Origin of the sequence: Mycobacterium sp. 852002-51961_SCH5331710, from assembly GCF_001665535.1 — a bacterium.
GTDB lineage: Bacteria > Actinomycetota > Actinomycetes > Mycobacteriales > Mycobacteriaceae > Mycobacterium.
The window spans coordinates 96,262-117,563 of record NZ_LZSQ01000113.1 but is presented as its reverse complement, the minus strand read 5'-3'; the positions used below and the strand labels follow the sequence as shown (position 1 = coordinate 117,563).

24 protein-coding genes are annotated in these 21,302 nt (G+C 65.1%); 7 read left to right on the top strand and 17 right to left on the bottom strand.

Annotated features, from left to right (window positions below):
- Positions 1-9: 9 nt before the first annotated feature.
- Both A5752_RS20365 and A5752_RS20360 read right to left on the bottom strand, forming a co-directional pair.
- A complete protein-coding gene (locus tag A5752_RS20365) occupies positions 10-948 on the bottom strand; it encodes a R2-like ligand-binding oxidase (protein ID WP_067089276.1) in 939 nt (312 codons plus the stop codon).
- The gene (locus A5752_RS20360; RefSeq protein ID WP_067089610.1) at positions 945-1,625 is read right to left on the bottom strand and encodes a TetR/AcrR family transcriptional regulator; all 681 of its coding nucleotides are present in this window, start codon (positions 1,623-1,625) and stop codon (positions 945-947) included. The genes A5752_RS20365 and A5752_RS20360 overlap by 4 nt, the downstream gene beginning before the upstream one ends.
- Positions 1,626-1,875: 250 nt before the next feature.
- On the opposite strand from A5752_RS20360, the gene A5752_RS20355 reads away from it, so the two are divergent.
- A complete protein-coding gene (locus tag A5752_RS20355) occupies positions 1,876-3,195 on the top strand; it encodes a hypothetical protein (RefSeq protein ID WP_067089608.1) in 1,320 nt (439 codons plus the stop codon).
- On the opposite strand, the gene A5752_RS20350 is transcribed toward A5752_RS20355, so the two are convergent.
- From A5752_RS20350 to A5752_RS20335, 4 genes are all read right to left on the bottom strand, one after another.
- Positions 3,152-3,667 (bottom strand): hypothetical protein, encoded by a 516-nt coding sequence (locus A5752_RS20350; RefSeq protein ID WP_067089274.1) that lies wholly within the window; start codon positions 3,665-3,667, stop codon positions 3,152-3,154. The two genes, A5752_RS20355 and A5752_RS20350, sit on opposite strands and share 44 nt — an antisense overlap.
- Positions 3,664-4,221, bottom strand: coding sequence for a hypothetical protein (locus tag A5752_RS20345; RefSeq protein WP_156614028.1), 558 nt, complete (start codon positions 4,219-4,221; stop codon positions 3,664-3,666). The genes A5752_RS20350 and A5752_RS20345 overlap by 4 nt, the downstream gene beginning before the upstream one ends.
- Positions 4,218-4,832: a hypothetical protein gene (locus tag A5752_RS20340; RefSeq protein ID WP_231983467.1), complete on the bottom strand. Its 615-nt coding sequence runs from the start codon at positions 4,830-4,832 to the stop codon at positions 4,218-4,220. Before A5752_RS20340 ends, A5752_RS20345 begins: the two co-directional genes overlap by 4 nt.
- Before the next feature lie 278 nt (positions 4,833-5,110).
- Positions 5,111-6,472 (bottom strand): NAD(P)/FAD-dependent oxidoreductase, encoded by a 1,362-nt coding sequence (locus A5752_RS20335; RefSeq protein ID WP_067089265.1) that lies wholly within the window; start codon positions 6,470-6,472, stop codon positions 5,111-5,113.
- Positions 6,473-6,658: 186 nt separating this feature from the next.
- On the opposite strand from A5752_RS20335, the gene A5752_RS20330 reads away from it, so the two are divergent.
- Complete coding sequence (locus tag A5752_RS20330; protein WP_067089262.1) at positions 6,659-7,519, top strand: formate/nitrite transporter family protein; 861 nt, start codon at positions 6,659-6,661, stop codon at positions 7,517-7,519.
- Complete coding sequence (gene cynS / locus A5752_RS20325; RefSeq protein ID WP_067089259.1) at positions 7,516-7,965, top strand: cyanase; 450 nt, start codon at positions 7,516-7,518, stop codon at positions 7,963-7,965. The genes A5752_RS20330 and cynS overlap by 4 nt, the downstream gene beginning before the upstream one ends.
- Before the next feature lie 32 nt (positions 7,966-7,997).
- On the opposite strand, the gene A5752_RS20320 is transcribed toward cynS, so the two are convergent.
- The 4 genes from A5752_RS20320 to A5752_RS20305 form a co-directional block, all read right to left on the bottom strand.
- Entirely contained in the window at positions 7,998-9,557 is a 1,560-nt protein-coding gene (locus A5752_RS20320) for a C39 family peptidase (protein ID WP_156614026.1), read from the bottom strand.
- 601 nt (positions 9,558-10,158) lie between these two features.
- Positions 10,159-10,386, bottom strand: a complete 228-nt coding sequence (locus tag A5752_RS20315; protein ID WP_082963988.1) for a hypothetical protein — start codon at positions 10,384-10,386, stop codon at positions 10,159-10,161.
- A gap of 133 nt (positions 10,387-10,519) precedes the next feature.
- Entirely contained in the window at positions 10,520-11,194 is a 675-nt protein-coding gene (locus A5752_RS20310; RefSeq protein ID WP_067089252.1) for a LuxR C-terminal-related transcriptional regulator, read from the bottom strand.
- A 154-nt stretch (positions 11,195-11,348) separates the two neighbouring features.
- Positions 11,349-11,684, bottom strand: a complete 336-nt coding sequence (locus tag A5752_RS20305; RefSeq protein WP_067089250.1) for a hypothetical protein — start codon at positions 11,682-11,684, stop codon at positions 11,349-11,351.
- Positions 11,685-11,853: 169 nt separating this feature from the next.
- Here A5752_RS20305 and A5752_RS20300 point away from each other — a divergent pair, with 169 nt between their 5' ends.
- A complete protein-coding gene (locus tag A5752_RS20300) occupies positions 11,854-13,209 on the top strand; it encodes an acetamidase/formamidase family protein (protein ID WP_067089247.1) in 1,356 nt (451 codons plus the stop codon).
- A gap of 21 nt (positions 13,210-13,230) precedes the next feature.
- Here the strand turns inward: A5752_RS20300 and A5752_RS20295 are convergent, their stop codons facing one another.
- Both A5752_RS20295 and A5752_RS20290 read right to left on the bottom strand, forming a co-directional pair.
- Positions 13,231-13,725 (bottom strand): SRPBCC family protein, encoded by a 495-nt coding sequence (locus A5752_RS20295; RefSeq protein ID WP_067089246.1) that lies wholly within the window; start codon positions 13,723-13,725, stop codon positions 13,231-13,233.
- A gap of 45 nt (positions 13,726-13,770) precedes the next feature.
- On the bottom strand, positions 13,771-14,106 hold the full coding sequence (locus A5752_RS20290) for an ArsR/SmtB family transcription factor (protein WP_067089243.1): 336 nt from the start codon (positions 14,104-14,106) through the stop codon (positions 13,771-13,773).
- Positions 14,107-14,173: 67 nt separating this feature from the next.
- On the opposite strand from A5752_RS20290, the gene A5752_RS20285 reads away from it, so the two are divergent.
- The 3 genes from A5752_RS20285 to A5752_RS20275 all read left to right on the top strand — a co-directional run bounded on the left by A5752_RS20285 (position 14,174) and on the right by A5752_RS20275 (position 16,453).
- Complete coding sequence (locus A5752_RS20285) at positions 14,174-14,827, top strand: SDR family oxidoreductase (protein WP_067089241.1); 654 nt, start codon at positions 14,174-14,176, stop codon at positions 14,825-14,827.
- A gap of 296 nt (positions 14,828-15,123) precedes the next feature.
- Positions 15,124-15,444 carry a DUF732 domain-containing protein gene (locus tag A5752_RS20280; RefSeq protein ID WP_067089239.1) on the top strand — a complete coding sequence of 107 codons (321 nt, stop codon included), beginning with the start codon at positions 15,124-15,126 and terminating at the stop codon, positions 15,442-15,444.
- 175 nt (positions 15,445-15,619) lie between these two features.
- The gene (locus A5752_RS20275; protein WP_067089605.1) at positions 15,620-16,453 is read left to right on the top strand and encodes a DUF4344 domain-containing metallopeptidase; all 834 of its coding nucleotides are present in this window, start codon (positions 15,620-15,622) and stop codon (positions 16,451-16,453) included.
- 3 nt (positions 16,454-16,456) lie between these two features.
- Here A5752_RS20275 and A5752_RS20270 read toward each other — a convergent pair whose 3' ends face one another.
- The 5 genes from A5752_RS20270 to A5752_RS20250 form a co-directional block, all read right to left on the bottom strand.
- The gene (locus A5752_RS20270; protein ID WP_067089602.1) at positions 16,457-17,164 is read right to left on the bottom strand and encodes a Type 1 glutamine amidotransferase-like domain-containing protein; all 708 of its coding nucleotides are present in this window, start codon (positions 17,162-17,164) and stop codon (positions 16,457-16,459) included.
- On the bottom strand, positions 17,161-17,832 hold the full coding sequence (locus A5752_RS20265; protein WP_231983465.1) for a hypothetical protein: 672 nt from the start codon (positions 17,830-17,832) through the stop codon (positions 17,161-17,163). Before A5752_RS20265 ends, A5752_RS20270 begins: the two co-directional genes overlap by 4 nt.
- A 104-nt stretch (positions 17,833-17,936) precedes the next feature.
- The gene (locus A5752_RS20260; protein ID WP_067089233.1) at positions 17,937-19,457 is read right to left on the bottom strand and encodes a hypothetical protein; all 1,521 of its coding nucleotides are present in this window, start codon (positions 19,455-19,457) and stop codon (positions 17,937-17,939) included.
- Between the two features lie 532 nt (positions 19,458-19,989).
- On the bottom strand, positions 19,990-20,904 hold the full coding sequence (gene thpD / locus A5752_RS20255; RefSeq protein ID WP_067089230.1) for an ectoine hydroxylase: 915 nt from the start codon (positions 20,902-20,904) through the stop codon (positions 19,990-19,992).
- Positions 20,901-21,296: an ectoine synthase gene (locus A5752_RS20250; RefSeq protein WP_067089228.1), complete on the bottom strand. Its 396-nt coding sequence runs from the start codon at positions 21,294-21,296 to the stop codon at positions 20,901-20,903. Before A5752_RS20250 ends, thpD begins: the two co-directional genes overlap by 4 nt.
- Positions 21,297-21,302 lie beyond the last annotated feature (6 nt).

Sequence of the window (21,302 nt, the reverse complement as noted above, 5' to 3'; positions counted from 1 at the left end):
TCTTACGGCCTAGGCCGAGGCGGCCAGCGCCTTCTTGTCTTCGTCGGCGAAGGTGTCCTCGAGCGTCAATGGCGAGTAGTCCAGGTCGATTTCGCCGACCGGACGGCCGCGGGCGCTGCTGATCGTGCCGAAGCGGCGCATACCCTTGTCGCTCGCGTACTGCTGGAACTCGTCCATCTGGAGATTGAACGGCACTTCGTCGTACAACGCGAACCCGTCTTCGGTGTTCTTCAGCGCCAACGGGATCAGCTCATTCATTCGCTCCTCGAACACCCTCCAGTTCGAGTCGTCGGCGGCGACGTGGCGCCGGCAGGTGAACGTGCCCCACGCCATGTGGCGCCGTTCGTCGTCGCCGATGCGCCGCACCAACTCCTGCATGCCGGGCAGAATGCCGCGGTCCACGCAAATACGGTGCCACGCATAATATCCCGTCAGCGCCATCATGCCTTCGATGACGTGGTTGTACGTCACCGAAGCCCGCACCTGCGCGGCGGGGGACGGATCGGCGGCCAACGCCTCCAGTGAACTCGGCAGTTCTTCATAGAACATCTGGCGGTAGGCCGGAAGGCCGTCGAGGTAGTGGTGCAGGTCCTCGGTCAGCCCGACGGCGTCGAGCCACATGCGAAACACCTGAGTGTGCTTGGCTTCCTCGAAGGCGAACTGGGTCAAATACATCTCGTCGCCGAGACGTCCCTCGGCGCGCATCGCCGCCATGAACGGCTGGATGTCCTGGGTGACCGCCTCCTCGCCCGCGATGAACTCCGCACACAGCTGGGCGGCCCAGTCCCGTTCGAGTTCGGTCAGCGACTCCCAGTCCTCCCGGTCGCGCGAGAAGTCGATGTCGGCCGGATTCCAGAATTTCGCATTGCCCCCGGCGAACAGCTTCAACGGGAGGCTGTCCCAGTTGAGTCCGCCCGCGTCGAGTGAGGCTGAGTTCTTGCGTGTCATCTGCTGACCTCCTTGGTCGTCTTCCGGGCTGTGCTGGTGGAAGAGAAAGCGTCCGCGAGGACGGATACGAGCCTGCGCACCGCGAGCGCCGGCTGGTCGGGAGTCGGGTCGTCGAGCCCGAGGATCGGGTCCATTCCGCGCACGTACGGCGCCAGCGCCATGTGCGGGAAGATCATCAACAGCAACGACAACAGCGCGTCGGTGTCGCAGTCGGCGCGCAGGTCGCCGCGCGCATGCGCATCGCGCACCAGCGGTCGCAAGACCTCCAGGTAATGGCGGTGGATCACCGTGCGCACGGAAACCCTGGCATCGGTGTCGATTTCGAAGCTCGACGCGGCATGCAGGGCGCGGTCCTGCGGGTGGTCGGCGAAATACGCCACCCAGGTGTCGAGCAGATCGGTGAGGAATTCGAAGAAGGGCCTGCCGGGATCGAGCTCCCTGATCCGATCTTCGATGTAGGAGCGCACGCGCTGGCTGCCCAGGTCGGCGATGTATGCGTAGAGGTCGCGCTTGTCGGCGAAGTACTGGAAAAGGCTGCCTTTGGCGACCCCCGCGCGGCGCGCGATGACGTTCAGGCTGCCCTGCGAGTAGCCGTGCGCGCCGAACTCCGCCTCCGCTGCCTCGATCACAGCCGCGCGACGGCCCGGATCGACGCGGGCCCATGTCACCGTCGGCATCGGCACCTCCCAGGGATGACCACTGGTCATATTACTGTGATCGGCGTCACGGTCAAGGGGGTGGGGCCCCCGGGATTCCGGATGGCCCCGGCAGCGCGAAGTGGACGGCCGCGCGGCGGGAAGTGTTTGCGTAACAGCGCAATTCGCAGTGCGCACGTGGGGTGCGTGTGCCGCGGGCGGCGTCGGGTCCCGAGCAGCGGATTGGCTCGTCAGCCCGCGACCGCGACCGCAGCCGCCCTAGGATGTGGTCGTGCGCTACGTGTTGCGGCCGCTGCACCTGTGGTGGCGCTACTTCCCGCAACTGGCGGCGCTGTATCTGTTGGGCTGGCTCGGCCGCAAGGGCGCCATCGAGCTCGCGGCCTTGGTGGGCTGGGACAACGACGTCTGGGCTTCGCTGATCATGCCGTTCGCCGGTATGGCTCGGCTCGGTTCATACGTGGCGATGTTCCTGGTGCTGCGTTCGGCGATTCCCGCGCTCGCGGCGCTGCCCCGGCGGACGGCCCGCAGCGTCGACGTCTTCGCCAACATCATCGTGCCGTTCTTTGCGATCTATCTGGCGTGGAAGCTGTTCGCCGAGGACTGGCTGGAGTTCGAGACGGTGGCGCTCGACTATCGCATCAACGATTCGGTGACCGCGGCTCTCACATCGAACGAACCTCCCACCGAGCTTCATCCGGACCAGCTGCCGATCAGCACGACCACATGGATCATCATCGTTTCGGCATTGGTCCTGCGTTATGTGCTGAGCAAGTTGAAAGACAAGCTGCCCGGCTGGATGATCGCCGTCCGTGTCTACGTCGACGCTCTCTGGGTCTTCCTCACCTTGAGCTTCGCCGCCAGCGAGGGTGTCGGCTGGGTGATCAACCCGATGGGCTGGATCGGTGAGCGACGGATCGTCGTGTGGTTCAACGACACACGCGCCGAGTTGTTCTCGCACTTCGCGGGTCTGGAGGCCCTGTGGGACGCGGCGATGGCGGTGCTGCGGACGGTGTTCGGTGGAGCCACGATCCCACTTCTGTGGCTCGCCGTCGCCGGCATCGTCTACGGCGTGTCCATGCCGGACTGGCGTCGCGCGGCCCGCCGCGTCGTAGGCAGGCGCGCCGATGTGGTGATCGATCGCGCGGCGGCGAGCCGAAAGAGGCTCAAAGAGCGCGGATGGGACGTGCCCGAAACATTCGGCGAGAAGGTGCGCTCCTGGCTGCTGTCCAAGCTTGGCAACTACCGCACGATCGTCGACTCGGCGCGCCTCATCCTTCACGGCGGCGTGTTCGCGCTGTCGTTGTACATACTCGGCTACCTCGGGTTGGCGTGGCTCGACATGTCGGGCGCCTTCTATCGCCCCGAGGTGGGAAACGGGTATCTGTTCCGTTTCGTGGCATGGCTTCTCGGACCGCATCCGTTGAACTTCTGGTACGGCTTCGCCGAGACGATCGCCGTCGCCTCCCACCTGATCATCGAGCCGTTGCGGGTCTGCCTGATCGCATCCACGGTGGCGTACTGCCTCGAGCAGCTCGAAAAGGAAGAGGCTACAGCAGCATCCGCAGCAGAAGTCGACCCTCAGAGGTCGTGACGTCGAGCGCGGTGGGCACCACTTGATGAGGCAACACGAACGCGAACTGCTGTAGGCCGGGCTTTTCGCATCGCAGCGAGACACCGTCGGGTGCGATAGGCGCCATTCCACCCGCCTTCTCGGACGACCACCGTCGCTGGCCGTCGGTGATGACACCGGTGCAGGTCGCCGGATTCTCGCGGGCCGGACCCGACCTGTCCACGGTCACGACCGTCAACACGGCCCCCTCCGGCAGGTCGGGCCCGAACCGCAGGGGGTTACGGTTCAAGTGTTTGATCGATTCGACCCGCCACGTGAAGCCATCGGCCGTTCCCGACTGGCCTTTAGCCACAACGACTTCGGGCACCGTCGTCTGGCGGTACGTCGCCCACTGATCGCCCAGCGTGGTTGCGATGACGACGACGAGTGCCCCCGCTGCAACGACGGCCCCGATCAGGTTGCGTACCCACAGCCTCGACAGCCACCTTCTCATGACGCACTCTCCACGGGAGGTTCCAGCGTCACGGCGCGCACCCGGTCGATGTCGGCACGCGGAATATCGATGATGAGCCGGGAATCGAGTTGTTCGTCGTAGCCCGTCCACACCCGCAGCGTCACCGGCTCGGACGACCCGGGCTCGATCAATGCCGGTGCGACGTCGAACACCCACGATCCCCGTTGCTCGAATCCGGGGCTGACGTCATCGCGCAGGGTCTTGAGGAAGAACCGGTCGGTGGGGGTGTAGGTGTTCGGCCCGACGATGAGGTCACTGCGGGGCAGCTCCGTGCTGACCGGGGCCTCCAGCGTGGCATCGACCACCACCCAAATACCGGCAGGAGCAACGGAATTCACCAGGGCAGCGGCTCGGACGTCGGTGACGGTTGCCGCGACGTCACGTCCGGCGGTGCGTTGCCCGGCTTGGCCATACACGTCGAACGGCCCCGTGACGTCCGGCGGGGTTGGGAGGTTCTGCCACACCACGGCGGCCGCCGCGATCGTGATGACAGTCCCGATCACGACCAGCACCCGGCGCATGCGCGGACTCATGTCAGCCCCTGGACCGGAACGACGATCTGGCCGTAGTCGTCGGTATCGATCCATTCTTTGCCGCCGTAGGTGACCAGCAGCTGCGTGTACTGCTTTTTCCACACCCGGATCGTCACCGCCTGCACCGACTGCGCGCTCGACTCGGGTAGCAGCCATGTGAACACCAACTGTTCGGTGAGTCCCGGACCGAGGGTTTGAAGCGATGAACCGTCGCGGAACCGGAACGTTCCGAAGAATTCCTTGCCGGGCAGATCCTGCAGGTCGAAGAGATTGCGCAGGCGTCCGGGCACGGTGCCGGTGTTGTCGACGTTCGCCACCACGCCGAGGTAGACCTTGCCCGGTTGGGCGGTGCCGATGGTCGCCATGCCGCCCTTGAGTTCACGAAGGAACCGCGCTCGCTCAACGGTGATCGTGAACTGCCCGTCGCTGAACTTCTGCGCGACGCTGAACGGGGTGACACGCTTGTCGACGGTGTCGAGGCCGCCGAACGCGGCGGTGGCGGCCAGAACCAGCAGAAGCGCGATACGTCTGATCTGCGCGAAATTCAACCGGGACAACCTCTGCGCAGCCCGATGCGTCCGCGTCACGGGGACCGGAGGTTCGCCACCCACGATGGCCGATGCTAGTCACCGCACCCGTCTGTCACGGAAGAATGCCTGCCGATCGCGCTGGATGGGTCAGGCGTGGAGCGGTGCTTGAAAAGACGGTAGAGCCACAGCACCACGGCAACCGACAGAGCCAGCCGTCCGTAGAGACCACCGTTCGACAGCAGATACGACAACTATGTGCGGCAGTTGCGATCAGTCAAATCGGGACGGCGACAACGTCTCCCGGCAGATCCCGCCGCCATGACCTGACCATAGGAGTCGTCGGCGGATGCCGGGCGAGGTCATGGTCGAGAAGAGCGGTGTACCGGTGGCGGCGGTTCCGGGAGATCCCACGTCGAGTATGTGTAGCGCTGTTCGGGACGGTCCGCCCCGCCGAGCATGAAAGCGCGGTGGTAGCGGCCGGCGCGCGCGATGGAGGCCAGCCAGGTCGAGACGGTGCTGATGCGGTTGCTCACGCCGGTGAGAAACGCGATATGAATCAGGCCCCAAGCGAGCCAGCCAAGGTAGCCGGAGACCCGGACCGGGCCCACTTCAAGCAGCGCATTGCCGTGGCTGATGTAGGCCGCGGATCCGAGATCGCGGTAACGGTATCGGCGGCGGGGCCGGCCCGAGAGGTCCCGTCGAATGCAAGCCGCTGCGTGAAGGCCGCCCTGCATGGCATTCTCGGCTACACCAGGCAGCTTGTCGCGGCCGGCGAGGTCACCGATGACGAAGATCTCTGGGTGCCCTGCGACGCTCAGGTCCGGTTCGACCTGGATCCGGCCGGCGCGATCGGTCGGTGCATCGAGGACTTCGGCGGCGTGCCGGGCGAACGGGACAGCCTCGACACCCGCGGTCCACAGGACGGTCCGCGTCGCGAAATGTCTGTCGGGGCCGTCTTTCTTGGGGGTCACGGTGACGCCGTCACGGCGCACATCGGTCACATGCACGCCGAGGTGCATCTCGACGCCGAGATCCGTCAGCTTCTGAGCCGCTTTCGTGGCGAGGTCGGGCGCGAAGCTCTTCAGGATCTGCGTGCCACCGTCAAAGAGCAGCACCCGCGCCTCCTCGGGCTCAATGCTGTGAAACTCGTTCGCCAGGGTGCGAGTGGCCATTTCCCGGATCTGGCCGGCCAGTTCCACTCCGGTCGGGCCACCTCCGGCGACCGCGAAGGTGAGCCAGCTCGCCCGCTCGGCGCCGGGCGGCAAGGTCTCGGCGATCTCGAATGCGGTGAAGATGCGCTGCCTGATCTCCAGCGCGTCATCGAGCGTCTTCATACCCGGTGCCCAGTGTGCAAACGCTTCGTTGCCCAGGTATGACTGCCTCATACCTGCTGCCAGGACGAGGACGTCGTAGTCGACGGCGAAGCGGGTTTCGTCCGGGCGCAGCGCGGTGACCGTTCGCGCGGACGGGTCGATCGCGATCGCCTCGCCCAGCAGGGTCCTGATGTTGTCGTAGCGAGCGAATTCCTCGCGCAACGGACGGCTGATGTGGCCGATGCTGAGCTTCCCCGTCGCGCACTGGTACAGCAGCGGCTGAAACAGGTGGCCGGCGGAGCGGTCGAGCAGAGTCACGTCGACATCCGTTTTCGCCAGTCGGCGAGCACAGAACAAACCCCCGAATCCGCCACCGATGATCAGGACCCTGGGCCGTTGCGAGCTCATCACCGCAACGGTATTCCCCGGCCGCGCTCTGGCGAAGCGCACCCGGTCGTGACGACGCCCGGATCTCACAGCCGCAGATCTGCCCCTGTGCGGATTCGGCAACACGGATGCATAAGCGAGGTCGCTGTTCTGCAACCGCGGTGCGAAAGCGTTGACGGCAACCGTCCACCAGAAGGGTTCGTAGCGATGTCCTACGTCAGTCCGTCCGAGTTCGTCGGAAAGATGATCGACGCCGGCGAGTCGAAGGCCCACATGTCGACGCGCGACACGCTGATCCGTGCCTACATGGCCGGCGCGATCCTCGCGATGGCCGCCGCCTTCGCCGTCACGATCACGGTGCAGACGGGCAACGCACTGCTGGGCGCGGTGCTGTTCCCGGTCGGGTTCTGCCTGCTCTACCTTCTCGGCTTCGACCTGCTCACCGGCGTGTTCACGCTCGTGCCACTCGCGCTGCTGGACAAGCGCCGCGGTGTCAACGTGCGCACGATGCTGCGCAATTGGGGCTGGGTTTTCGTCGGCAACTTCGCCGGCGCGCTCACCGTCGCCTTCTTGATGGCCATCGTCTTCACCTACGGGTTCAGCGTCGACCCGAATGAGGTCGGGCAGCGGCTCGGCGAGATCGGGCACAGCCGCACCGTCGGCTACGCCGAGCACGGCGCCCCCGGCATGCTGACGTTGTTCGTCCGCGGGGTCCTCTGTAATTGGATGGTGTCGACCGGCGTGGTGGCCGCGATGATGTCCACGAGCGTGTCGGGCAAGGTCATCGCGATGTGGATGCCGATCATGCTGTTCTTCTACATGGGTTTCGAACATTCGGTGGTGAACATGTTCCTGTTCCCGTCCGGCCTCATGCTCGGCGGTGACTTCTCGATCGCGGACTACTTCATCTGGAACGAATTTCCCACGGTGGTAGGCAATCTCGTGGGAGGGATAACGTTCGTCGGACTCACGTTGTTCGCAACCCATGCCCGTACCGGGGCGCCCAGGTTCGAGCTGCCGACCCTCACCCCCTCGGCCGGCGCCGAGGTGAATAAGGTCAGCGCATGAACCCGATCATGCCCAAGACCGATGCAGCCGCACTCGTGATCGCCGCGAAGACCCGAAAGGGTCTGAGCTGGGCCGACATCGCCGACGCCCTGGATGCGCCCCGAGTCTGGTGCGTTGCCGCGCTGCTGGGTCAACACCCGATGTCGGAAGCACAGGCCGAACGCGCCTGCGCCGTGCTCGACCTGGACGCCGCGGTAGGGGAGAGCCTGCAGCTTCAACCCGCTCGCGGCATCGACCCGAAGTTGTTGTCGGATCCGACCATCTACCGGTTCCAGGAGGCGCTCGCCGTCTACGGGCCTGCGATCAAAGAACTCATCCACGAGGAGTTCGGCGACGGCATCATGAGTGCGATCAACTTCAAGGTCGACGTCCGGCGCCGCGAGGATCCCGACGGCGATCGTGTCGTGGTCACGTTCGACGGGAAGTTCCTCGACTACCGCTGGTAGCCGCGACGCCGCAGGCGCGGCGCAGGAGATGCCTACGCCACCTCCAGCAGCAGCCCATCGTGGGAGATGCGGGCGGATGCGACATCGGCCGTTGAGCTCCTCGGCTGCTTGAGCTCCGCGACCCACGTCTCGTAGTTGTCGGTGTGCCACGCCCTCATGAAGGCGTCCAGCGGGACCTTCATCTTCTTCCCCTGCTCGGGGAACCCGCTGTCGTTGAGGTACACGACCCGCTCGGTGAAGTCGATGCCCGTCACGACCACCTGATGGTCCGCCGACGAGATGCCGGGCAGCGGTTCGCCCTCGACGGCATTCCAGATGGTTGCGCCCTGGACGCCGACCGACACGGCCTTCGTGTTGTCGTCCAGTGCGGCCGCCAGGGCTCGCAGCGCGAGGTTGCCCTCCGTCTTGTCGTATGTCGTCATGGTGGCCTTGATGCCGTACTCACGATCCAGCAGAGCGATAGCGTCTTTATCGGCGACGCGGTCTTTGGTATCCAAGCCCAGATACATCTTCCGGGTCGGGTCGACCACACTGTCGAGCGCCATTGCCTTGTCGGCGATTTCGGCTTCTTCGGGCGTGGTTCCCGTGAGTTGGCCGACGATCATCGCCGCCGATTGCAAGACGCAGTTCTCGGCCGATTGCGCTCGCCAGTACTGCGCGCTTCCGTCCGGGTCGCCGTACAGGCCGGAGAAGACGGCCGGCGCGGTGAACCAGTCCGTCAGCCCGTGGATGAACTCCGTGACCGCGAACGAGATGTAGTTGACGAATTCCGTCACTACGACTGCCGCGGTGTTCACGAGTTCGGACACGACGTAGCCAACGCTGCCGACGAGCGCCCCCAGCGGGTTGTCCGCGTACGCGGCCAGCTGTTTGTCGAACGCTTCTTTCCGAGCGGCCTGCGCCTCGTTGAACGCCTCGATCCGCTCGGCCTGCGCCTTCATGTAAGCCGCGGTACGTTCGGCCGACGTCGGTTCGACGGTCAGCTCATCGGGGACCGTCCACACGGGGGGCGGTTCCGAGTTGGAATCCGCTGCCGCGGTGGTGCCGACGGGAAGCAGTTCTTCCGAGGGTGTTTCGGTGATCAGAGTGTTCGTGACCGGCTGGGTGTCGTCAGCGGATTGACTGTCGTTCAGTTGTTCGAGGTCACGGCGGACCAGATCCAGCGAGCCCACGAGAAACACGCCCGGCAACGGGTCCACCGGCCCGTCGACGGTCGACAACGGCGAGCCGAGGCCGACTGCCGAGAGCAGACCCGACACAACGCCGATCGGCGCGGTGGACGGGGCGGGATCGCCCGACTGGGCGATCGTGCCGTGATTGTCCGCGCCGACATTCTCCGACAACATCAGCGGCGCATCGATTTCCACGGCGGTCGTCGGCGTCTCGGCGACGGTCTCGACGTTGGTGGCCGTGCGCGACGCAGTGACGTCGGTTGCGCCGGAATCGGTTACGCGCGCGAGCGATCGATCACCGGTGTCGTTGTTCGCTTGCGACGTGCTTCCGATAACGGCTGCGGTGGCTCTGTGAGACGGCGGCGACTCGGCGGCGACGCGGTCCGATCGGTTCTTTCTCGACTCTCGCTCAGTCGTCACCTCGGCGACGATCGGAGCGGAGTCGACCAGCTCAGGAGGAGTGTTCGTCTGGCTCTTGGCGACGTCTTCGACCGTCTTCGTAACCGGCGCCGACGTGGCCGAACCGGTGCTTGACGAAGACGCCGACTCCGTTGCGGTGTCCTTCGCCGACGATTCCGCGGAAGAATCTACTTTGGTCCTCCGCGATGTCCGCTCGGACGACGAACTCCGGGTGGAACGAGTCTCCGACAAGTCGCGGTCGGGTTTCGTCGTCGACCGGCCCGAGCCGAACGTCGTCCGCGGCCTGGTACCCGACGCGGTGGATCCGCCCGTCGAGTCCGAATCCGTGTGTGCGGTCGATGAGCTTTCCGTTGAGCCGACCGACGAGCTTGCCGAACTCGACGCCGACCCCGCCGATGAACTCGAGGAATCCGACGATGAGCTCGAGGACGACTGTCCTCCATCGGCGAACGCCGTCCCCATACCTGCGGTGCCGACCAACCCCGCTACCCCGAGCGAGAAAGCGACGGCCCCGACCCGCAGCGCAGCGACCCGCAGTGCAACCTTGGCAGAATTCATCGCCGGTCCGATACCTCCGCCCGACCGCTCACCGAATGACTCATCAGCTGCTCAGCCAGACGTACCAGAGCCCGTCGCCGCCCTGACGGCAATCCCAGTGCCCGTAGTTCGCATCGCCCTGCGCGATCTCGACGTTCGGACCGTCGACCTGGCAGGCATCGAGCGTCGAGTAGGCGCCCTCCACTTGGACCTCGTCCGCGTGCGCCACACCGACACCGAGGGCGAGCAGCCCTCCCAGCGCCAGCGTTCCCGCGGCGATCGTTCTCTTCATGCTCGTGCCTCTCATAGATGGGACCGACCACCGCTGTATGCGGGCTTGAAAGTATTAACGCAACCGTTATCAGCGTGAGAGGCAAACGTTAGTTAGTTCATCTGTTCAGATGACACTGGTCAGTGGCACAGGCTCACAGATCGTCGACGTCGAGGATGTCGTCCTGGATGGCTCTGGCGACCAGAGCGGCCTTGGTGGGGGCCGGCCTGCCGACCGCCGCGTACTTCGCCCGCACCCTCTGGAGATGGGTCGCGACGGTCGAGGGCTCGATGTACAACCGCTGCGCGACCGCGTTCTTGTTCTCGGTCTGGAACCAGGCGATGAGTACCTGACGCTCGCGGTGCGTCAGCTGCGGTCGAGCCTCAAGGCCGCGGTTGTGAGAGGCCGGGGTCATCTGCGGGACCGTTCGCGGCTGTTCGTTGCGAGCGGCGGCGTCGATCGCCGCCGCCAGCACATGCTCGGGCTCGTGCTTGGCGATACAGCTGACGGCGCCGGCGTCCCCGACGGCAGACGCGACATCGTCGTCGAGCGAACAGGTGAGGACGACGACACGGTGGCCCGCGTCGCAGATCTGTCGGAGCGCGTCGAGATCCGGTCTGCCGCCGTCGCAGGCAAGGTCGAACAACACGACGAGCCCCGGGGAGCCGACACGGTGTGCCGCAGCGAACTCCACCGGGCTGGTGAAATGATCGACGACCGTCGTGCGCGGGCGGCTGCGCCTCAACCACGCCTCGATGCCCGCGTACACCACGCGTTGATTGCCGACGACGACGACCGATGTCGAACGCTCCCCGTCGTCCGGCGGCATGCCGCTGATCCCCCTATGTCGTGCAGACAGGCGCTGCAGTTTGAGCGGTTCGAGCTCACATCTGCGCGTCGGGCGCACGATGCGGTCGCGTCGTCCGAACGGGTGCCCGTAACCGCACTGATTGAAACGTGAAACACCGAGCCTACGAGATGGCTCAGCAGAACTGGTACTCGACGTTCCAGAAGCCGGGGTGGGGCACCCAATTTGCCGAGAACTGCCCGCCGAGAGCGGGATTGGCGTCGTGGATCATTCCCGTACCACCCACGCCGGGTATGAAGCCCGGCGGGTCCCACGTGATTGAAACCGGGTCACCCGGTGTGTCCGGCGTACATCCGATCTGCTTAGTCAGATAGCCGTCGGTCACGGTCCACTCCGCACTGGCCAGATCCGGCGTCGGCGGGGGCGGCATGGCGTGCGCGACGCCTGACGCCGCGATGATCGCAGCGGCCGCTGCGCTCGCCACCGACACGATGAATCGCTGACCGCGCATCTCGACACCTCCCGCGTGAGCCTGAGTCTCTACCTGACGCTAGACGTTCCGCGTTCGTTTCGGCTCGATTCGGCCGTGCCCGACGTCAACGGTCTCGAACCTGACGGCAACATCGACGCAACACCGCGTGGGTAGCTTCGGGACGACCGACAACCCGGAGGTCACCTAGATGAATGAGTCGTTCGCACAAGCTGCCGCCGAAACCATCACCAGAGGGATCGGAAGGCGCGATTTCGTTCGCGCGGTGGCAGCGGTGGGGGCGGGCGCGGGCATCGGTGCCGTCGCGGCCGCCTGCACGACGGGCGACACCCCCGCGGCAACCGGGGCCGGCACCGGCCGCTTCGAGGTCCTCCAACCCGACCACGGTGACATCGCGGGCGACCATTACCTGCAATCCGTACCCGATCAGGTGCTGTGGGGCTATGTCCCGACCGTGCACGCCACACCGGTGAAGACGATGCGCTCGGGACAGACGATCACCGTGGACACGGTGTCCCACGAAGGGATCCTCGAGGACCAGGGCCGCAATCCGGTCGAGTACTTCGGCGGCAAGGGAGTCAGCGAGTCGGATGTGCTGCAGGACGCGATCGCCGTCGCGGCCGAGTACAACCGCACGCCACGCAACTTCGACAAGGACGGTCCGCACGTGGTGACCGGCCCAGTGTTCGTCGACGGCGCCGAGCCCGGTGACGTGCTGAAAATCGAGACGCTTCAGGCTATTCCGCGCGTTCCCTACGGCGTGGTCTCGAGTCGCCACGGAAAAGGTGCGCTTGCCCGCAAGTCCGACGGCTCGGCGCCGGACGGCATCAGCATCGAAGAGGTGATGCCGCCCGTGGCCACCGACCACAGACCCAACGCCGACCCCACCGAGTACGGCAACGTGTCCACCTTCACCGCCGTCGAAGACGGTCACGGCGTCATGTCCTACGGTGACGCCCGTGTTCGATTCCCGTTGTCGCCCTTCATGGGAATCATGGGTGTCGCCTTCTCTCAGGATCGCGACCCCACCGCGGCGACCGCGAACTCGATCCCACCGACCATCGGGGGCGGCAACATCGACATCCGGCTATTGGGGGAGGGCTCCACGTTCTATCTCCCCGTGTTCGCCGAGGGAGCGTTGTTCTATGTCGGCGATCCCCACATGGCGATGGGCGACGGCGAGGTGGCGCTGACCGCGATGGAGGGATCGCTGCGCGGCACCTATCGCCTGACGGTCTGTAAGCCGGGATCCGGTGACGCGCCTTCCGTCGCTTATCGCTATCCGTTCGCCGAGACCGAATCTGCGTGGGTGCCAATAGGATTGTCCGATCCCGACGGCGCGATAGGAGGCAACAGCAGCGATCTGAACATTGCGATGCGGCGCGCAGTGGTCAATGCCCTCGACTTCCTGCAGAACGATCGGGGGATGGACCGCGCCACGGCCTACGCATACCTCTCGGCCGCATCCGATTTCGTGGTGTCACAGGTCGTCGACCGCGCGGTGGGTGTGCACGGCCAGATCTACAAGACGCACTTCGCGGCGTGACTCTGGACGACCGGCGGCGCGTCAGCGCGACGACAGGTACTTCTCGAGTTTGTTGAGCGAAGCCTTGTAACCCCACTTCATCCCGAACGCCGCCATCTTGGCCTTGGTGCCGATGTTGGTGATCGTGACGTGCAGCGTGACAACGGTCTTACCGTCGCGCTCGGTGAGGACGACGTCGTTGGTGTGCTCGATGGTCGAACCGTCCTCTTCACCCTCGGTCCACGACCGCGCGTCATACGTCAGTCGCGAATGTTGTTCGATGCGGGTGAACGTCCCGCTCATCGGCCAGCGTGTGCCCTGGTACTTGCCCATGGCCTCGCCGGCCTCCATGACGATGTCAATCCTGCCGCCGACCACCAGGTCGATCTCGCACTCCGGCACGAAGGTTTTCTCGGGGCCCCACCACTGCCGCACCATGTCGGGATTTGTCCATGCCTGCCATACGGTTTCGATCGGCGCGGGGTACGAGCGTTCGAGATTCAACTCCTTGGTCTTCTTGAACATCTGCATCAACATGGCGGATTCTCCTGTAGCGATCGGTGGGATTTGGCGGGGGAGCGGTCAGTCTTGGGCGTGGCCTTCGGTCCTTTCGCTGATCGATTCGAGATAACGGCCCAAGGAGTCGAGACGGGCCTCCCACAGTTGTGCGAACGATTCGGCCCAGCGGCCGATTTCCTCGAACGGTGCGGACTCGAGGTGGTAGATCCGTCGCCGGGCCAGCGCTTCGCCGGCGACGATGCCCGAATCACCCAACACCCGAAGGTGTTTGCTGACCTGCGGCTGCCGGATGTCCAGCGCTTCGGCGATCTCACCGACCGAAAGTGGCCCTGTGCGTAGCAATTCGACGATCTTCAGACGGCTTGGCTCGGCCAGAGCTCCGAAGACCGTCGACTGCACGGTACGACGGTACGACCGAGGACATATTCCTGTCAAGGAATATGTCAGGCCGAGCTACCGTGGATGTATGGCACGCATTCTGATCATCGGTGGCCACGGCAAGGTGGCACTGCACTTGTCCGGGATCCTCAGTGAACGTGGTGACGAGGTGACCTCGGTGTTCCGCAACCCGGATCACTCCGAAGAGGTCATGGTGACCGGAGCGCAGCCGCTGGTGGCGGATATCGAGAACCTCGACACCGAAGCGCTCGCCGACATCGTGAAGGGGCACGACGCCGTGGTGTTCTCTGCGGGTGCGGGCGGCGGCAACCCGACGCGGACCTACGCGGTGGACCGTGACGCCGCGATCCGCGTCATCGATGCCGCCGAGCAGGCGGGCGTGGACAGGTTCATCATGGTCTCGTATTTCGGCGCGAAGCTGGATCACGGTGTTCCGAAGGACAACTCGTTCTTTCACTACGCCGAATCGAAGGCCGCAGCTGATGCGCATCTGAGGGAGAGCGGTCTGCGTTGGACGGTGTTGGGTCCTGGCGGTCTGACGCTCGAGCCGGGGACCGGTCGCATTGCGATCGGACCCGACGCCGCCGGTGGCCAGGTGTCGCGCGAAGACGTCGCTGCGGTTGCCGCCGCCTGCCTGGCGAACGACACCACCGTTGGGCGCACCATCGAGTTCAACAACGGCGATATGCCGATCGATGAAGCCCTGACTCATCTGACGTGAGTGCCTCGAGCCGATCACGAAGTAGGGGACTCTGCCGTTCGATATTTCGGAATGGTACGCGCGTCAGAAGAATGGCGTTATTGCACGCTTATTTCGGCACTATGACGGGTCGTTGCATTCCATCCGGTATGGTCCGTTCGCCGCAGCGGCGCATTCGTCGAGTTGAGAGCTTCGCGGCCGAAAATAGCCCCCGCCAGCCAATTCGAATTTCGGCTAGCCATTTTGCGAAATTCGTCCGTGAACCTTTCCGTCGTGCCACGATTCGGCGAGTTCGGTCAACGGCAGAAAGAACCAGCATGAAGCCAAATCTCGTGGCCGCGATTTTGGGCGGCTTAACCGCGTCCGCCTTCATGTGTGCACCGCTGGCGGCGGCCGGTCCCGAAGACGTCTTCGTCAACGTTCTCGAAGATGCGGGAGTCACCTGGCCGGGCGCCACCCCTGACAACATGGTCGAGGCAGGCAAGGGTGTGTGCACGGACTGGGCCAACGGCGCGACCCTCGACAGCGAAATCGCCGGTCTCGCTGAGCATCTCGATCCACACGATGCAGGCGTGCTCATCGGCGCGGCAACGGCGGCGTTCTGCCCCGAATACGAAGACAAGGTCACCGGAGGCTGATCCCGCTGATCGGCAATGCCCCGTCGCGTGCGCGCCTGCCCCAGGATCGGCGCAGCATTCGCGCGTTCGGCGGACCGAGAAAGGAACACAGCCTGTGACAGTTGAATCAACGGGAGAGTGTGTGCGCCGGGTGAGGCCGTCTCGGATTCTGCCCGTGGTGGCGGCCGCGGTGTTGATGGTGGGTTGTGGTGCTTCCGGAGGGGAGTCCTCGGACGCAACCACCAAGTCGAAATCGCGTGACTCGCAACAGTCTCCGGCCGCAGAGAATCCCGATCCATCTCCGGACCCCAATGCGCCCGCCGACGGCGAGATGGTCATCTTCTACGACGCGGCCACGACGCCGGAAGCGGCCAACGGGCGCGACATCATGCAGAACGATCAACTGCTCGAAAGCCTCGCCGCCGATATCAACGAGACGCTCAAGCTGCCGCACGACATCTCGTTACGCGGGTCGGAGTGCGGACAACCGAACGCGTTCTGGAGTGCCAACGACAACACCATCACCCTCTGTTACGAGGATGCGGACTGGGCGCAGCGAGTGTTCAGAGAGGCGGGCGATCCCGATCCCACCGAGTCGGCGTTGAACTCCGAGTACGCGACGTTCTACCACGAGGTGGGGCACATGACGATCAGCATCTACGACCTGCCCGCGACCGGACGCGAGGAGGACGTGGCCGACCAGCTCGCCGCATACATCCTGCTGGCCCCCGGCGAAGACGGTCGAGCCGATCCCGAATCTGTCCAGGCGGTCAAGGACTTCGCGCGTGCGTTCGGCGCCTCCGGTGCTCAAAACACGGTGATCAGCGCGGACGAATTCGCCGATGAACACTCCTTGGACGAGACCCGGATGTACAACCTGGAGTGCTGGATCTATGGATCGGACCCCAAGGCCAATGCCGATCTCGTATCCAGCGGTGAGCTGCCCGAGGACCGAGCATCTGGATGCCCAGAGGAGTGGGAACAACTCGACAAAGCCTGGTCGACATTGCTCGACCCGTATTTCAAGTAGCGGTCAGTCCTTTGGCGGGTAGAGCAGAGAGTGCACGACACCGGCTGCCTCATAACGGAATTCGTCTACGGGAAGTCGCAAAGGCTCGACGGTTCCGTCGTCGTGGACGATGAGCCCGCCGCCGGAGGGGATGCCGAGTCCCGCCGCGGCTCCCTCCATCCTCTGGATGGCGCCCGCCAGCCGCGCCCACTCGGAGCGCTCGTCGTGCGTGTCGACAATGGCGGGAACGAACTTGAACACGTTGATCAACTCGGTTGACGAGGATTGCGCTTTCTCGACGATGCCGTAGAGCCCGAGCTGGACCGCGCCCGCCGAGATCCCGATCAGCAGCGCGCCGTGCGCGTAGCGCGTCCGGATCACGTCTGCCATCCCGGTTCTCTCGAGGACGTTCCAGCCTCGCCGCACATCGCCACCCGCGAGGAGGATCACCCCGGCCCGCCCGAGAAAGTCCCGATCGCCCGCGCCGAAAGACGAATCGACCATGCGTCGGTCGGTGATCCCGACGGCCTCCACGGCCGCTTCGAAGATCTCGTAGAACTCGGGACGATCGCCGTTCGAGGCGCCGATGTAGGCGGCGCTGACCGGCAGGTTGTCGGCCAGATCACCGATCGCCGACTCGAGAAGCAGGTGGTCGCCGCGCTTCCAGAACAACAGCTGGCTGTCGGCCAGGAGATAGAGCGGTTGCAAGCGGCCCGGGGAATTGGCCGTCAACTGGCGTCCCGCGACCGCGACCGGCCCAGCCGCCACTTGTTCTTCTTGGGGGTCTGGTACGCGTCATGTGTCCAGGCGTCCCACATGGCCTCGGACTCCTCCCGGACGGGGCTGTTGGTGATCTCCCATCCGAGCCTGACGACTTCCGTCGTGGACCACCGCATCAGATTTCCGTCGGCACCGATCTCCTGGGCGAGAAGCACTCGATCGTCGGGACTGAGCTTGTCGCTGAACGCCTGCATGGCTGTCTTCAAACGCCAGTAGGGCACGGCCCCGTCGCACTGGCGGCACAGACTCACGAGCTCGACCCGCGCGTGCCCGAGCAACGACGTCGGCTCATCCTCGGTGCCGGGGCTGTCGTGGGCGATGACAACGTCGGGTTCGCGCTGACTCTCATCGTGCTCGGTCAGCCGGCGGTATTCCGCGCGGAGTTCTCCGAGCTCCGTCTCGGCGGCCAAGGCTCGTTCGCGCCACCATGCGGCGTGGTACTCCGCCAGCCTCACTTCACAGTCGGGGCAGACGGCCAGGTCGTTCGCGGCCTCGTCGTGCGTGGTCGGGCTGGTGAGCACGAGACCGCAGAGCGCCCGGTGGAGATCCCGGTTGAGGTAGTCCCCGTGGTGCACCACCGAAGCGGATGACTCCCGTAAGAAGCTGTGGGGTGGTTCCACATGAGCCAAAGTAATTGAGCGGAACCGGCGTTTCTGTTGGTTCGATGAAAACGGTCGACAGCCCCGGCGCGCAATCGCCCCGGGGCTGCCGATTGGGTGAAGAACTAGTTGCCGGTGTTACCCGACTGCCCGCCTTCGCCGTTGGCGCCACCGGCGCCGCCGCCGTTGTTGGTGGCGTTCGCTCCGCCGCGATCGTTGCCCCTGCGGTGGCCGTTGAAGGCGCCCCGGCGGTTGTTGAACGAACCCCGGTCGTTGTTGGCGTTGGTGCCGCCCGTTGAACCGCTGGCAACCGGTGCGCCCTTATCGGCCGGCGCGTTGGTGGTCACGTCGTCGCCGGCGGCGTCAACCTTGGGTTGCTCACCGCTCGACACGCTGTTCGTCGAGAAGTTCGGCGACGGCTTGAACACGTTGACGGCCGGCTTCTTCGGCAGCAGGTCCCGCAGAGTCCGCTTCACCTGTTGCGTGGTCTTCGGCTGCTCCGAACTGAGCTTCACTTCGGGATCGCTGTTCTCGTCCTTCAGCTCGTCCTGCGCAGACCGAGCCGAGAAAGTTGCTGCCACCGGGTTCTTGTCGCCGGCGAGGAGAGTCTTCTTCTCTTCAACCGCCTCGGGCGCCGACCCCTCGACGGCGTCGTGAATTGCGCCGTTGATCCGCTCGGTCGCGCTCCACAGGCCGTTGCGGAAGTTCTCGACCAGGTTCTTCGGTCCGCCGAGCGGCGCGGGCAGCGCATCGCGCAGGCCGTAGAGGGCCGGGTCGGCCACCCACAGCGGTCCGTCGACGATGTTCTCCACGGCCTTGAGCGCATCTTCGGTATTGCCCTGGGCGACCGCGGCAGCCACCTGGATCACGCCCACCGGGCCGAGGACGGCAGCGGCGGCGAGCCTCAGCGCGCTCGCGATGGTGCCTTGGGTGACACGCGAGAACGCGTCGATCGGTCCCTTGACCGCTACGTACTCGACCGGGCCCTTTGCTTCGAACGCTTCGATCGTCCCGTCGACGAAGCGCTGCACCATCGCACCCGGATGCGCCAACCCGTCGTTGATCTCGGCGGTGAGCCGGTACAACTGATCGCGGATGGCCATGACGAGCCCGTCCTTGCCGCCGAGCGGCGCGGGCAACGCGTCACGCAACGCGAACAACGCGGGGTCGACCACCCACAGCGGTGCATCGACGATGTTCGTCACCAGTGCTCGGAAACCCTCTTCGCCTTTACCGTCGCTGATGGCTTGGGCGAGTTCGATCAGGCGAAGCGGGGCGAGCGCGGTGGCGCCCAGCCGCAGACCTGATGCGGCGACTCCCTGGCCGATGCGGCCGACCGCGTCGAGCCCGGTGACCGGGCGCGGGTTGTTCACGGCGTCGGCGCCCGAGCGGTTGTACGCCTCGAGGGTGCCCGTGATGAAGTCCTCGAGCAGGCCGCCGGACGCGAGGTCCTCCAGCAAAGTCCGCGTGGCTTCGATTTGGTTGTCGATCTCGGTCTTCTGCGCGGCGGCGGTCAGCGCCACCTCATACGACCGGCTGTCATCTGCGATGTTCGCTGGTGCCGGTGCGACCGGACCTGCGGCGATGACACCTGCCCCCACAAGTGCCACCCCGGCGGTCATGCATTTCTTGGCGCTGGCTTTCATAGCCCCTCCCCTGGTTTGTTGCGCGTCGAGCTGTCAGCAACCTACGCCAGCGTTGATATTCATGGCAAGTCTCACAGCAGGTTTTCCGTTGGATGATTGCTGTCGGGTGCCGCCCATCGTCGTGCCCGCATCAGATATGGGCCTCTGAACTTGCTAAACGCCGAATTAGTCGTCAGGGTCGATCATGAGCACCGCAAGAGCTCTTCGCTGTCGAGGCGCGTGCCGTTCGGTACGGAACGATCTTGGAATACCTGTGGCAAACATGACTTGTAGAGCGATAGGTTGCTGTGCGCGTGACGGTCCTGCGGAGAGGGTCAAGGCGCCAGGGGCCAGGTGAGCCGCTCGGTCTGCAGCGCGACCACGTCTGTCCAATTTGCGAAGCGGAGCACCGCGGGTAGCTGCCAAAGCGCATGTCAGCGCGTCGGATCGCCGGGAGGGCTCGGCCTGCTCGGCATATGGAGCAAATCAGCCGGCGAGGATCGTCGCTGTCAATCGAGTTGCGGTGGACGCCCGTCGCGGCCGTCCACCGTGACTACTGCACCAGCGACGGAATGTTGAACGGCTGGCCGTCCCTGGCGGCCAGGTACTCCGGCCGCGGGGTCTCGGCGGCGTAGGGCGAGACGAGTTGGTTCTCGACGGAGTTGAACACCAGGAAGACGTTCGACCGCGGATACGGAGTGATGTTCGACCCCGACCCGTGCATGATGTTCGAGTCGAACCAGAGGGCCGTGCCGGCCGGTCCGGTGACCTGGTCGATGCCGTGGCGGGCGGCGGCCTCGGTGAGCGTGGCGTGGCTCGGGACGCCGATCTCCTGTTTCACCAGTGACGACGTGTGGTTGTTCTTCGGCGTTGCACCGACGCACGGATAGAACGTCTTGTGCGAACCCGGCATCACCATCAGCGACCCGTTGTAGGGGAAGTTCTCGGTCAGCCAGATCGAGCAGGACACCGCCCGCATCGCAGGCATGCCGTCCTCGGCGTGCCACGTCTCGAAGTCGGAGTGCCAGTAGAAGCCGGTCCCGGTGAACCCGGGCATCAGGTTGATCCGCGCCTGGTGCAGGTAGACGTCGCTGCCCAGCAGCTGGCGGGCCACGGGCAACACGGTGTCGAGGGTGATCACCTCGGAGATGACATCGCTGAACAGGTGGGGTTGGAACACCGACCGGATGCTGCCGCCGGGTTCGCGGATGATCCGCGGATCTTCCCGATCGGCCTTGGCGTCGATGTTGTCCAGCTCGCCGCGCAACGTCGAGATCCAGTTGTCGCCCACCGCCTCACGCTGCAGCAGGTAACCGTTGGCGTCGATCGACTGGAGGTCGGCGTCGCCCAGTGGGCCGTCCGATTCGCTTCCCCAGACCGTTGGCTCGGCGCGGGGGATGGGGTCGGACGGTTCCGCGAGGCGCGTCGGATATCTGTCTACGGAGTCAGTGAATCGGGTTTCGCTCAACTTGCTTGCACCGCCGGGGGTGGATAGGTACCGGTTTCGTCGTGGACCTCTTGGCCGGTCACTGGAGGATTGAACACACACAGCATCCGAAGCTGAGTATCACACGTGACGCGGTGACGTTCATGCCCGTCCAGCAGATACATGGTGCCCGGGCGCAGGGGGTGCTCTTCACCGGTCTCGTGGTTGGTCAGGGTGCCGGTGCCCTCGACCACCCACACCGCCTCGACGTGGTGGCGGTAGTGGAACTCGCTGACGGAGTTCGCGTTGATGGTGGTCTCGTGGAAGGAGAAGCCGACCCCGTCGCCCGCGAGGATGATGCGCTTGGATCTCCAGTCCTTCGCCGACACATCGCGATCGGTGCCGGTGATCTCGTCGGTGGTACGCACGATCATGTCGTG